This is a genomic window from Pantoea sp. C1E2 (assembly GCF_056491465.1).
Genome location: NZ_JBSZHT010000002.1, coordinates 2,518,890 through 2,530,998, shown reverse-complemented (window position 1 = coordinate 2,530,998; position 12,109 = coordinate 2,518,890). Strand labels below are relative to the sequence as shown.

The window sequence follows — 12,109 nt, the reverse complement described above, 5'->3', positions numbered from 1 at the left end:
AGTTTAGCAAAGCGATTTGGCCGGACTTTTTCATCTGTGTGGTGGCGACAGGGGAACGCACTGCCATCTAAGGTTGTCGATTTTTACATCATTTCTAAGGATTGAACGCCTTTGATTTCCATCACTTTATCGTAGATGGTGTGAATAGCGGCGCTACGTGACAATGTCACTTCAACGCTCAGTTCACACAGGCCATTCTCTTCATCCCGGTTCACCACGGCGATATGACCGTAGCGGATATTTTCGCGCTGTAGCACCAGCAACACCAACGGCACACTTTTCGGTTTAAGGTGCACCATCAACGTATGGTGTCGGCCAATCAGCCAGTGACTGATACGGCGGAAGGTTTCTAACACCACCAGCGCTAACACCGTGCCATAAATACCAATCTCATACATGCCGCTACCAATGACCAAACCAATGGCTGCGGTGACCCACAATCCTGCTGCGGTGGTTAAACCCTTGACCACCTGTTTTTGAATGATGATGGTACCGGCTCCGAGGAAGCCCATTCCACTCACCACCTGCGCGGCAATTCGGCTGGGATCGAGCGCCACGTGATCGCTATCCAGCATGTCTGAAAAGCCATATTTCGACACAAGCATAAACATGGCACTGCCGATACCGACCAAAATATGGGTGCGCAAACCGGCCTCTTTGGCGCGCATTTGACGTTCAAGGCCAATCAATCCACCCAGTATTCCAGCAAGCGCGATACGGATTAACATGTCCGTTAGCATGATTCCTCCTTATGCATTGAAAAATAGGATTATTTCGATCAGAAAAGGTTAATCAGGTCCAATCAGGATAATTCTGCTTGCAAAAGGCGATAATAAATTTTGTAAAAAGCTGTGTCGCCTATCGACCCCTGATGGCACCTGACATATGCTGGTGCCTCTTTTACGCCCAACTCCCCGGAGCCCGACCGATGAAAGCCGCTACCTTAATGCTGGCCGGTGCAGCACTGTTACTTTCTGCCTGCAGCAGCAACAGTGATGACGAACCACCGCAACAGGCTACCGCAGCACACGTTCAACCGCATGTCATCATGGCATCTATGGCCGAAGTGAATTGCAATAATGCCGGGGGAACACTGGCGTTTTCACGTCAGCTGGATGGATCGCGTATTGGCATGTGTCAGTTAGCCAACGGCCGTCGTTGTGACGAGCAGGCGTTGATGGGTGGACAGTGCGCCCGCTGAGGCAGGCGCCACATCTTTACGCTTTCACCTGATTCGGGCAGGTTTCGCCACGTTCAAGCTGCTGCAAATTGCTGAGCGTGGTTTCGGAAATTGCCGTCAGGGCTTCGGCAGTCAGAAATGCCTGATGGCCGGTGAACAACACGTTATGGCAGGCTGACAGGCGACGGAAAATATCGTCCTGTATCACGTCATTGGACTTATCTTCAAAGAACAGATCGCGCTCGTTTTCGTACACGTCCATCCCCAGCGATCCAATTTTCTGCTGCTTGAGCGCATCAATCGCGGCCTGCGAATCAATTAAACCTCCGCGACTGGTGTTAATGATCATCACGCCATCTTTCATCTGGCTAAACGCGTGCGCATTCAATAAGTGATGGTTTTCTGGCGTCATCGGGCAGTGCAATGTGATGACATCAGATTCAGCAAACAGCGTTTTCAGGTCGACATATTCTGCTCCCAGCTCCTGGGCTGCCGCGCTTGGGTAGGGATCAAACGCCAGCAGGCGCATGCCAAAGCCTTTCAAAATTCGCATGGTTGCCACACCGATTTTGCCGGTGCCAACTACGCCCGCGGTTTTGCCGTGCATATTGAAGCCGGTCAGGCCATCCAGTGAGAAGTTAGCATCACGCGTGCGTTGATAGGCGCGGTGAATGCGGCGATTCAGCGTCATCATCAAACCCACTGCGTGTTCAGCCACCGCTTCCGGCGAGTAGGCCGGTACGCGCACCACCTGCAGACCGAGCGCTTCGGCTGCTTCGAGATCGACATTATTGAACCCGGCGCAGCGTAGCGCGATAGTCTTGACGCCCAGCGCAGCCAGTTCTTCCAGTACCGCTTTACTGCCATCGTCATTAACGAAAATGCAGACGGCATCGCAGCCCGCCGCATTTTTGGCCGTGGTTTCACTCAGCAGGAAGTCAAAGAACTGCAACTCAAATCCAAAGTTGGCATTGACGTGTTCAAAGTATTTCTGGTCGTAGTGTTTGGTACTGTAAACCGCAACTTTCATTGTTTCGCTCCTGAAAAATGTCATGTCGGTATCATCACAGAATAACGTTTTCTGCATCATTTTGCTGATCTTCAGCCAGGCTATATAGCTAACACCTTCATTTGCCGGGCATAACATGACATCATCTCCGTCAGGATTGCGTAAAGAACAGGATAGTTAGCTGCCATGACGCGGGGCCTCCGTCGAACTCTTGCTGCGCTACTGGCGCTGATACTGCTGCTATTGGGATTGCTGCTGACGCTGACGCAATGGTTGCCGCGTCTGGCGGGCATCTGGCTGCCGGAAAATACCCGTGTGGAACTGACTGGTTCACCGCGCTGGCATAACGGCGGCGTGCATTTTCCGGCGGTACGCTATCTGGCCGGTGATTGCGAACTGGCGAATGTCAAAGATGTGGCGCTGGGTTGGCAACATCAACGCTGGCAGCTCAGTGCGCAGGCTGTGCAGCTCAACAGCGATTGCCTGCAAGCTCTGCCGCAGAACGATGCCAGCGGTGCACCGCGCAGTCTGGCTGAATGGCAGCAGATGCTACCGGGCGCCGATATCCATCTGGAGCAACTGAGTATTTTACCCTGGCAGCAATATGCCGGTCGTTTTGATCTCAGCCTCGATAAAAGCGCCCAGCAGTTGTATTATCAGGGCGATAACCTCCAGCTTGATGCGCGTTTGCAGGGGCAACAACTACAGATCGCACAACTCCAGTTCAGTCATCCTTTACTTCCTAAACCACTCGATTTGCACGGTGAACTGACGCTGCCCACCTTTGCCAACGGTTTACCGGTTGCAGGCGAACTTAGCGGTGATGTCAATCTGGCGCAGTGGCCGCAGCCGCTGGCGGTGACGCTTAACTGGCAGCAGCAGCAGGGCACGCTGGTGGTGAATCAGCAGGGCGACGATCAGCCGTTGTTGCAGTTACCGTGGCAGGTCGATGAGCAGCAGATTCGTATCACCCAGGGGCATTGGCGTTGGCCGCAAGCCGATCAGCCGCTGTCGGGGGGGTTGGCGCTCACGCTGGACAACTGGCAACAAGGGCTGGAAAACACCCAGGTCAGCGGACGATTTAACCTGCTAACTCAGGGACGTGGCGGTAAGGGTAATCTGGTGTTAAGTATCGGACCCGGCAACCTGAGTCTGACCGACAGCAACTTGCCGTTCCAGCTCACGGGTGAAAGTAAATTTGCCGATCTGCAACTGTTTGGCAGCATGCCGGGTGTGCTGCACGGCATGCTGACCGACCCGCAGGTCAGCCTTAAACAAGGTGCACTGCTGCGTTTGCGCGGTCGCTTACTGTCGACGCTGGAAGTGGATGAAGCGCGCTGGCCGTTAGCGGGCGTGACGCTTGCCTCGCGCGGTATTAACGGCAGATTACAAGCCATTCTAAAAGCTCACGATCCCAGTTTCGGGCGTTTTACGCTGCATCTTGATGGCCGCGCCAGCGATTTCTGGCCAGACAGCGGGCGTTGGAACTGGCGATACTGGGGCGATGGCGAGATGCAGCCGCTCAATGCTAAATGGGATGTGAAGGGCACGGGTAGCTGGCAGGATACGTTAATCAGTCTGGACACACTCAACACCGGCTTTGATCAACTGGCTTACGGCATGGTGCAGGTTGATAAACCGCGCTTAACCCTAACCGCACCGGTTCGCTGGCAGCGAGATGTCGAGCATCCGGCGTTTAACGGTGGTTTTACCTTGAAGTCAGGTCAGACGCAGTTCAGCTATGGCGGCTGGCTGCCGCCTTCGGAATTGAGCTTCGAGGCCAAAGGCAGCGATCCGAGTCGCTTTATCTGGCGTGGGCAGTTAACCGCTGAGGATATTGGCCCGGTGCGGGTGCATGGTCGCTGGGATGGTGAACGTCTGCGCGGTGAAGCCTGGTGGCCAGCTCAGTCACTGACGGTGTTTCAGCCGTTGCTCAGCAGCGATTTAAAGATGCGCATTCAGTCAGGTGAACTTCGTGCACAAATGGCGTTTTCTGCGGCGTCGAAACAGGGCTTCGAAGCCGGTGGTTTCTGGGCGGTGAAAAAGGGCAGTGTGTGGATGCCAGACAGTGAGATCAATGGCATCGACTTCACGCTGCCGTTCCGCCTCAAGGATCACCAATGGCAGCTAGGACGGCGTGGTCCGGTTTCACTGCGCATCGCCGAAGTGAAAAACCAGTTTGCGTTGCAGAACATCACTGCTGATTTACAGGGCCACTATCCGTGGCAAGAGCGCCAGCCGCTGACGCTGAGCAACGTCAATCTCGATCTTTTAGGCGGCCACGTCAGCATGCCTGAACTGCGCATGCCGCAGCATGAACCCGCGCGTGTTTCGCTGCGTGAAATCAACCTGAGCAAGCTGATCACGGCGATCAAACCCAAGCAGTTCGCCATGTCGGGCAAAGTAAACGGCGAGCTGCCGCTGTGGGTAAATAATCCGCAATGGCTGATTGAGAAGGGCTGGATCGCCAACAGCGGCCCGCTGACCTTCCGCATGGATAAAGATATGGCCGATGCCATTGTCAGTAATAACTTTGCCGCGGGCGCCGCCATGGACTGGCTGCGCTACATGGAGATTTCCCGTTCGTGGGCCACATTGGACCTCGATAACTTCGGCAACCTCACGATGCAGTCGGAAGTGAAGGGCACCAGCCAGTTTAGTAATCGCCGGCAGTCAATTAACCTCAACTATCGGCATCAGGAAAATCTTTTCCAGCTGTGGCGCAGTTTGCGCTTTGGCGATAATTTGCAATCCTGGGTGGAACAAAATGCCACCCTGCCATCGAAGAAGGATCCCCAACCATGAGCCTCAGGGCATTGCTGGTGTTGGCAGCTGGACTGCCGCTGATCGGTTGCGTGCCGCGTATTGAAGTGGCGGCGCCGAAAGAGCCGATCACCATCAATATGAACGTGAAGATCGAACATGAAATCCACATCAAGGTAGATAAAGATGTGGAAGCGTTGCTGAAAAATCAAAGCGGCCTGTTTTGAGGAGCGGCATGATGAAATCAAAAGCGATGGCATTAATGCTGGCGCTGCTGCTGGTGCCTTCAGCCTGGGCGCTGACGCTGGACGAAGCACGCCAACAGGGGCGTCTGGGTGAAACACTCAGTGGTTATGTTGCGGCACGCCAGCAGGATGATGAAACCCTGGCGCTGGTGAAGCGGATAAACGATGGCCGCACACAGCAATATCAGCGCGTCGCGCAGCAGAACAATCTGACCACCAGCGAAGTGGCACGTATTGCGGGCGAGAAGCTGGTGAGTCGTGCGGGTAGCGGGGAATATGTGCGCGGCATTAACGGGCAGTGGTTACGTAAGTAAAACCCATCATTATGTGAGTCACAGCCATAAAAAAGCCGGGCACTCAGGCCCGGCAAAGATGGCATCATACCCATTATTCTCGGGTATTCATCACGTTCTTAAGATTACGCAGCAACAATTTGCTTGATGGCGTCTTTCGCGTCGTTAGCCGCTTTGGTCGCCACTTCCGGACCGTAAGCAATACCTTCTGCGAACACGAAGTTCACGTCGGTGATGCCGATGAAGCCCAGGAACAGTTTCACGTATGGGGTCAGCAGATCGCTGGCCGTATCTTTGTGGATACCGCCACGGCTGGACAGGATCACGGCACGTTTACCGGTGACCAGACCTTCCGGGCCTGCTTCGGTGTAACGGAAAGTCACGCCAGCACGAGCAATCAGGTCGAAGTAGTTTTTCAGCTGAGTTGGGATGTTGAAGTTGTACATCGGCGCAGCAATAACCACGGTGTCATGCGCTTGCAGTTCAGCAATCAGTTCGTCAGACAGGGACAGTGCTTCCTGCTGGCGTGGAGACAGTGGAGCATCTGAAGGACGCAGTGCGCCAACCAGCTCACCATCCAGAACCGGAATCGGCTGAGCAGCCAAATCGCGGACGGTAACGTCATTACCTTTGGCGCGGGCTTCTTCAGCGTAGAAGTCAGCCAATTGGTTTGACTGAGAGTAACCGGCGAGGATGCTTGATTTCAGAACTAAAACTTTGCTCATGGTGTTTTCCTGTGCGTGACGCGGTTGGCTTACCGCTCAATGCGTTACACTCTACGGAGTTCCTCCGCGAGGTAAAAGCGCAATATTTCGAGACCTATGTTCGAAATTATTGAATAAGGTCGCACGTCCGGTCAGGTGAGGTTTTCCAGAGTGTGCTATCATGCCGGGCAATAATTGATTGAATCCGCCGGGAAATTTCAGCCGGTATAGAGCGCATTTTGCCAGGCTCGCCGCGACAACAGGTAACGCATTACTATGTCATCATCCCAAACCTCCCCTTTGGCGCCGCTCTGGTCGCGGCTCGATAATCTGACGCTGCGCGATCGCCAGCGCTTGCAGCGCCGTCTGCATGGTGCAGCGAAAGTGAAAAATCCTGCGGCGCAGCAGGGCATTGCCACAGAATTAGAAGCCGAATTTGCGGCTGCTGAACTGCGTATCGCTCAGCGTACGGCGGCCACGCCACGCATCACCTTCCCGGAAAACCTGCCGGTCAGTCAGAAACAGCAAGAGATTGCAGAGGCGATTCGCGATCATCAGGTGGTGATTGTGGCCGGGGAAACCGGTTCAGGGAAAACCACCCAGCTGCCGAAGATTTGTCTGGCGCTCGGGCGTGGTGTGAAAGGGTTGATTGGTCATACGCAGCCACGCCGACTGGCGGCGCGCACCGTCGCCAACCGTATTGCTGATGAGCTGGAAACCTCGCTCGGAGGCACTATCGGTTATAAGGTGCGCTTTAACGATCAGGTCAGCGACACGACGCAAGTGAAGTTGATGACCGACGGTATTTTACTGGCGGAAATCCAGCAGGATCGTCAGTTGCTGCAATATGACACCATCATTATTGATGAAGCGCATGAACGCAGCCTGAACATCGATTTTCTGCTGGGCTACCTGCGCGAGTTGCTACCGCGCCGTCCCGATTTGAAAGTGATCATCACCTCGGCGACCATCGATCCACAGCGTTTCTCGCGCCACTTCAATAATGCGCCGGTGATTGAAGTCTCGGGTCGCACCTATCCGGTGGAAGTGCGCTATCGCCCAATTGTGGAAGACGAGGATGATACTGATCGCGATCAGCTGCAGGCGATTTTTGACGCCGTCGATGAGTTAGGTCATGAGAGTCGCGGCGATATTCTGATCTTTATGAGTGGCGAGCGTGAAATCCGCGATACCGCCGATGCGTTGATGAAGCGCGATATCCCGCACACCGAAATTTTACCGCTGTATGCACGGCTGTCGAATGCCGAGCAGAACCGGGTGTTTCAGTCACACAGCGGGCGCCGCATCGTGCTGGCGACCAACGTGGCCGAGACTTCACTCACCGTACCGGGCATTAAATACGTCATCGATCCTGGCACTGCGCGTATCAGTCGCTACAGCTATCGCACTAAAGTGCAGCGCCTGCCGATCGAACCGGTTTCGCAAGCGTCTGCTAACCAGCGTAAAGGGCGTTGCGGACGTGTGTCGGAAGGGATCTGTATTCGTCTCTATTCAGAGGACGATTTCCTTAGCCGTCCAGCGTTTACCGATCCGGAAATTCTGCGTACCAATCTGGCATCCGTGATTTTGCAGATGACCGCGCTCGGTCTCGGCGATATTGCTGCGTTCCCGTTTGTTGAAGCGCCAGACAAGCGCAACATTCAGGATGGCGTACGTCTGCTGGAAGAGCTGGGCGCTATCACGCTGAGTGAGGATGAAACCTACAAGCTGACTACCTCTGGCCGCCAGCTGGCGCAATTGCCGGTGGATCCGCGTCTGGCGCGCATGGTATTGGAAGCGCAAAAGTTCGGCTGCGTGCGTGAAGCGATGATCATCACCGCGGCCTTATCTATTCAGGATCCGCGCGAGCGCCCGAGTGAAAAACAGCAGGCATCCGATGAGAAACACCGTCGCTTTGCCGATAAAGAGTCGGATTTCCTCTCTTTCGTGAATCTGTGGAACTACCTGCAGGAGCAGCAAAAAGCGCTGTCGGGCAATCATTTCCGCCGCCAGTGTAAAACCGACTTCCTCAACTATCTGCGCGTACGTGAATGGCAGGATATTTACACGCAGCTGCGTCAGGTGGTGCGCGAACAGGGCATGCCAGTTAACAGCGAGCCCGCACCCTATCGTGAAGTCCACTGCGCCTTACTGACCGGTTTGCTGTCGCATATTGGTCAAAAAGATAGCGAAAAGCAGGAATTCACTGGCGCGCGTAATGCCCGCTTCTCCATCTTCCCCGGTTCCGGCCTGTTTAAGAAGCCGCCGAAGTGGACCATGGTGGCGGAACTGGTGGAAACCAGCCGCTTGTGGGGCCGTGTGGCCGCGCGTATCGATCCAGAATGGATTGAACCGCTGGCACAGCACCTGATCAAACGCAGCTACAGCGAACCGCACTGGGAGAAAGCCCAGGGTGCGGTGATGGCGACAGAAAAAGTCACGCTTTATGGCCTGGCGATTGTGCAGGCGCGCAAGGTTAACTACAGCCAAATCGATGCGCCACTCAGCCGTGAACTGTTTATCCGTCACGCGTTAGTGGAAGGAGACTGGCAGACGCGTCATGCGTTCCTGCGTAACAACCTGAAATTGCGCAGTGAAGTAGAAGATCTGGAACACAAATCACGTCGTCGTGACATTCTGGTCGATGATGAAACGCTGTTTGCTTTCTACGATCGCCGCATCGGCGCTGACGTGGTCTCCGCGCGCCACTTTGACAGCTGGTGGAAACAGGCGAGCAAAGACAATCCTGACTTGCTCAGTTTTGATAAGCAGATGCTGATCAAAGATGGCGCCGATAAAGTCAGCCAGCTTGATTACCCGAACTTCTGGCATCAGGGCAACCTGAAGCTGAAACTGAGCTATCAGTTTGAACCGGGGGCGGATGCCGATGGTGTTACAGTCCACATTCCGCTGCCGTTGCTCAATCAGGTCGAAGAAGGTGGTTTTGAGTGGCAAATCCCCGGCGTGCGCCGTGAGTTGGTGATTGCACTGATTAAATCGCTGCCAAAACCAACGCGACGCAATCTGGTGCCTGCACCGAACTACGCAGAAGCTTTCCTTGGTCGTGTTAAAGCGATGGAGTTACCGCTACTGGATGCGCTGGAGCGCGAGTTCCGCCGCATGACCGGCGTGACAATTGATCGTGAAGCCTGGCAGTGGGATCAGGTGCCCGATCACCTGAAAATGACCTTCCGCATTGTGGATGAACACAATCGCAAGCTGCAGGAAGGCAAAGATCTGCATCAACTGAAGCAGGTGTTGAAAGGCAAGGTGCAGGAAACGCTGTCGAAAGTCGCGGACGATGGGCTGGAGCAGAGCGGACTGCACATCTGGAGCTTTGGTGATTTGCCGCAGAGTTACGAGCAGAAGCGCGGCAGCTATCAGGTTAAAGCCTGGCCCGCGCTGGTCGATGAAAAAGACAGTGTCGCCATTCGCCTGTTTGATAACGAACAGGAGCAGCAGAAAATGATGTGGCGCGGTCAGCGTCGCTTGTTGCTGTTAAACATCCCGTCGCCGATCAAATATCTGCACGAGAAACTGCCAAACAAAGCCAAGCTCGGCTTGTACTTCAATCCGTACGGCAAAGTACTGGATCTGATTGATGACTGTATCGCTTGTGGTGTCGATAAATTGATGGCGGAAGCGGGCGGTCCGGCATGGCAACAGGAGAACTTCGAGCAGCTACGCGACAAAGTGCGTGCTGAATTGAATGAAACCGTGGTGACCATCGCCAAACAGGTCGAGCAGATTCTGACCAGTGTGTTCAATATCAACAAGTTCCTGAAAGGCCGCGTCGATATGACGCTGGCGTTGGCACTGTCTGATATTAAAGCGCAGATGAGTGGTCTGGTTTACCGCGGCTTTGTTACCGGCAATGGCTATCAACACCTGGGCGATACATTGCGCTATTTACAGGGTATCGAGCGTCGTCTGGAAAAATTGCCGACCGACCCTTACAGCGATCGTGCGCGCATGCTGAAAGTGCAGGCGACAGAGCAGGCGTGGCAAGCATGGCGCAATAAACTGCCGCCACAGCGCCAGGATGATGCTGAAGTTCAGGCGATTCGCTGGATGCTGGAGGAGTTACGCATTAGCTACTTTGCCCAGCAGTTGGGCACACCTTATCCCATCTCTGATAAGCGTATTGTGCAGGCGATGGAACAGATTGGCTGATTGCAAAAACAACAAAGGCGCAATTTTTTTGCGCCTTTGTGAGTGAAAACATCGCTGACTGTGCGTAATAAATAACACCGCGAAGAATCGATTGAGTGGCGGAATCTTATTTCGCCAACTCTTCAAGACTGTCTTTAAACGATGTGACCGCAATGGCACGGTTATCCGCGCGATAACGATCCGCCGGAGCGGGCGCAGAGCTTTGCACCGCAATCAGTTTCCAGCCATCCCCACTTTTTAACAGTAGCGGTGATCCACTATCGCCAGGCAAGGTATCGCACTGGTGTGACAACACCGCACGTTGCGCCCAGCCGGTAATCAAACAATCACTGTGCGAGTAGAGCGTATCAAGATGATCCGCCGGATATCCGGCCTGCGTCACTTTACGCTCAGTGGTTTTCAATGCGTCAGTAAGATCGCTGCGTGAGCCGTCAAACAGGGGAATCGGCACGATGCCCGACGGCGGGTTATGCAATATAACCAGCCCATAATCGTAAGGTGCCGCGCCCGGCGGCACGATCCAACCCTCACCATCGGCTTTAAGCCTGCGCGCCAGAGAAGGTTCTACCCGCGCATCAATATCATGTATTTCATAACGCCAGCCTTTGGCACCTGACATAAAGCGCAGCGCCACCGGTTTATCAAATTTTCCCGGAGGAGCGAGCAGGCAATGTCCAGCGGTTAACGCCAGGTGAGCAGATATCAGGGTTGCGGTACAGAGATTGCCGCTTTCGGTCTCCAGCTGGCCAATCGCGTCCCATGGAGCCGCGCTGACATCCGTGATCGCTTTACGGTTATCTTTGCCAAAGAACAGTGTCTTGATGTCTTCCGGGCTTGGCCCATCTTCGTCATCGGCATGTGCTGCGAGGTTAAAACTGAAAATACCAACAAGTAACAGGATAGCCAGGCGCATAGTTCTCTCAATGGCGAGAATAAGTAGGGGAGTTTGTCATCACGCTTGAGCGATAACTATAGTCGGAGAGCGGGAAAAAAGGGAGAAATATTGGAGTAATCAGCACGCTACAACGACTAGATAAAAAAACAGGCTGCAACAATGCCACAGAGGATCATCACAAGCAGGATAATTTCGAAGCGATAGCGACGCACCATTTTTCGCTACTCCAGTAAATAAACACCCGGCATAACCGGGTGTTTTAGATATTAATGCGGTGTTGGCGCTAAGGGGCCGACTTATTTAGCCGCTTTTTTCGCTTTGTGGTGCTTTTTAGCAGCCTGAGCTTTCTGAGCTGGCTTAGTTACTTTTTTGTGGTGCTTTTTAGCAGCCTGAGCTTTCTGTGCAGCTGGCTTGGTTGCTTTTTTGTGGTGCTTTTTAGCAGCCTGGGCTTTCTGTGCAGCTGGTTTGGTTGCTTTTTTGTGGTGCTTTTTAGCAGCCTGGGCTTTCTGTGCAGCTGGCTTGGTTGCTTTTTTGTGGTGCTTTTTAGCGGCCTGAGCTTTCTGTGCAGCTGGCGCTTTCTTCTCTACTTTTTTGTGTTTCTTAGCTGCCTGCGCTTTCTGGGCAACTTTCTTATGATGAACCGCTTTGTGCTTAACAGGTGCAGCGGTAGTGGTAGCGGCAGCAGCCGGAGCAGCTGTAGTGGTCTCAGCAGCGAAAGCAACAGAAGACATACCCATAGCAGCGGCGATCACCAGTGCAACTAATTTTTTCATCGCAAAATCCTCGAACTAATTTTTCATGTGTAGCCCACTGCGGGGCCGGTGAAACAACTATATGAAAAACAACT

General features: G+C 53.8%; 11 protein-coding genes. 5 read left to right on the top strand and 6 right to left on the bottom strand.

Going from position 1 to position 12,109, the window contains the following annotated elements; all coding sequences use genetic code 11:
* Positions 1-83: 83 nt before the first annotated feature.
* Positions 84-740, bottom strand: a complete 657-nt coding sequence (locus tag ACXI0A_RS12190; RefSeq protein WP_476148588.1) for an MgtC/SapB family protein — start codon at positions 738-740, stop codon at positions 84-86.
* A 188-nt stretch (positions 741-928) separates the two neighbouring features.
* Between ACXI0A_RS12190 and ACXI0A_RS12185 the strand changes: the two genes are divergently transcribed.
* Positions 929-1,201 (top strand): putative hemolysin, encoded by a 273-nt coding sequence (locus tag ACXI0A_RS12185; protein ID WP_224928032.1) that lies wholly within the window; start codon positions 929-931, stop codon positions 1,199-1,201.
* 16 nt (positions 1,202-1,217) lie between these two features.
* Here the strand turns inward: ACXI0A_RS12185 and ACXI0A_RS12180 are convergent, their stop codons facing one another.
* On the bottom strand, positions 1,218-2,210 hold the full coding sequence (locus ACXI0A_RS12180) for a 2-hydroxyacid dehydrogenase (RefSeq protein WP_224928034.1): 993 nt from the start codon (positions 2,208-2,210) through the stop codon (positions 1,218-1,220).
* Positions 2,211-2,375: 165 nt separating this feature from the next.
* Between ACXI0A_RS12180 and ACXI0A_RS12175 the strand changes: the two genes are divergently transcribed.
* Genes ACXI0A_RS12175 through ACXI0A_RS12165 form a run of 3 tightly spaced genes read left to right on the top strand, consistent with a single transcriptional unit; the run spans position 2,376 to position 5,511 of the window.
* A complete protein-coding gene (locus tag ACXI0A_RS12175) occupies positions 2,376-4,994 on the top strand; it encodes a YdbH family protein (protein ID WP_476148591.1) in 2,619 nt (872 codons plus the stop codon).
* The gene (locus ACXI0A_RS12170; protein ID WP_013509194.1) at positions 4,991-5,179 is read left to right on the top strand and encodes a YnbE family lipoprotein; all 189 of its coding nucleotides are present in this window, start codon (positions 4,991-4,993) and stop codon (positions 5,177-5,179) included. Before ACXI0A_RS12175 ends, ACXI0A_RS12170 begins: the two co-directional genes overlap by 4 nt.
* Positions 5,180-5,190: 11 nt before the next feature.
* Entirely contained in the window at positions 5,191-5,511 is a 321-nt protein-coding gene (locus ACXI0A_RS12165) for a YdbL family probable chaperone protein (RefSeq protein WP_224928040.1), read from the top strand.
* 104 nt (positions 5,512-5,615) lie between these two features.
* Here ACXI0A_RS12165 and azoR read toward each other — a convergent pair whose 3' ends face one another.
* Complete coding sequence (azoR, locus tag ACXI0A_RS12160; RefSeq protein WP_224928043.1) at positions 5,616-6,215, bottom strand: FMN-dependent NADH-azoreductase; 600 nt, start codon at positions 6,213-6,215, stop codon at positions 5,616-5,618.
* 255 nt (positions 6,216-6,470) lie between these two features.
* Here azoR and hrpA point away from each other — a divergent pair, with 255 nt between their 5' ends.
* The gene (hrpA, locus tag ACXI0A_RS12155) at positions 6,471-10,367 is read left to right on the top strand and encodes an ATP-dependent RNA helicase HrpA (protein ID WP_476148594.1); all 3,897 of its coding nucleotides are present in this window, start codon (positions 6,471-6,473) and stop codon (positions 10,365-10,367) included.
* Positions 10,368-10,473: 106 nt separating this feature from the next.
* Here the strand turns inward: hrpA and ACXI0A_RS12150 are convergent, their stop codons facing one another.
* The 3 genes from ACXI0A_RS12150 to asr all read right to left on the bottom strand — a co-directional run bounded on the left by ACXI0A_RS12150 (position 10,474) and on the right by asr (position 12,035).
* A complete protein-coding gene (locus ACXI0A_RS12150; protein ID WP_476148596.1) occupies positions 10,474-11,280 on the bottom strand; it encodes a trypsin-like serine protease in 807 nt (268 codons plus the stop codon).
* Positions 11,281-11,396: 116 nt separating this feature from the next.
* Entirely contained in the window at positions 11,397-11,477 is an 81-nt protein-coding gene (ydgU, locus tag ACXI0A_RS12145; RefSeq protein ID WP_476151055.1) for a small membrane protein YdgU, read from the bottom strand.
* Positions 11,478-11,558: 81 nt separating this feature from the next.
* Positions 11,559-12,035: an acid resistance repetitive basic protein Asr gene (gene asr, locus ACXI0A_RS12140; RefSeq protein ID WP_476148598.1), complete on the bottom strand. Its 477-nt coding sequence runs from the start codon at positions 12,033-12,035 to the stop codon at positions 11,559-11,561.
* Positions 12,036-12,109 lie beyond the last annotated feature (74 nt).

What these genes read in the sequence shown, in the direction of transcription:
- ACXI0A_RS12190 (WP_476148588.1), bottom strand. Translation starts at nt 740, where the DNA reads ATGCTAACGGACATGTTAATCCGTATCGCGCTTGCTGGAATACTGGGT.
- ACXI0A_RS12185 (WP_224928032.1), top strand. Translation starts at nt 929, where the DNA reads ATGAAAGCCGCTACCTTAATGCTGGCCGGTGCAGCACTGTTACTTTCT.
- ACXI0A_RS12180 (WP_224928034.1), bottom strand. Translation starts at nt 2,210, where the DNA reads ATGAAAGTTGCGGTTTACAGTACCAAACACTACGACCAGAAATACTTT.
- ACXI0A_RS12175 (WP_476148591.1), top strand. Translation starts at nt 2,376, where the DNA reads ATGACGCGGGGCCTCCGTCGAACTCTTGCTGCGCTACTGGCGCTGATA.
- ACXI0A_RS12170 (WP_013509194.1), top strand. Translation starts at nt 4,991, where the DNA reads ATGAGCCTCAGGGCATTGCTGGTGTTGGCAGCTGGACTGCCGCTGATC.
- ACXI0A_RS12165 (WP_224928040.1), top strand. Translation starts at nt 5,191, where the DNA reads ATGAAATCAAAAGCGATGGCATTAATGCTGGCGCTGCTGCTGGTGCCT.
- azoR (WP_224928043.1), bottom strand. Translation starts at nt 6,215, where the DNA reads ATGAGCAAAGTTTTAGTTCTGAAATCAAGCATCCTCGCCGGTTACTCT.
- hrpA (WP_476148594.1), top strand. Translation starts at nt 6,471, where the DNA reads ATGTCATCATCCCAAACCTCCCCTTTGGCGCCGCTCTGGTCGCGGCTC.
- ACXI0A_RS12150 (WP_476148596.1), bottom strand. Translation starts at nt 11,280, where the DNA reads ATGCGCCTGGCTATCCTGTTACTTGTTGGTATTTTCAGTTTTAACCTC.
- ydgU (WP_476151055.1), bottom strand. Translation starts at nt 11,477, where the DNA reads ATGGTGCGTCGCTATCGCTTCGAAATTATCCTGCTTGTGATGATCCTC.
- asr (WP_476148598.1), bottom strand. Translation starts at nt 12,035, where the DNA reads ATGAAAAAATTAGTTGCACTGGTGATCGCCGCTGCTATGGGTATGTCT.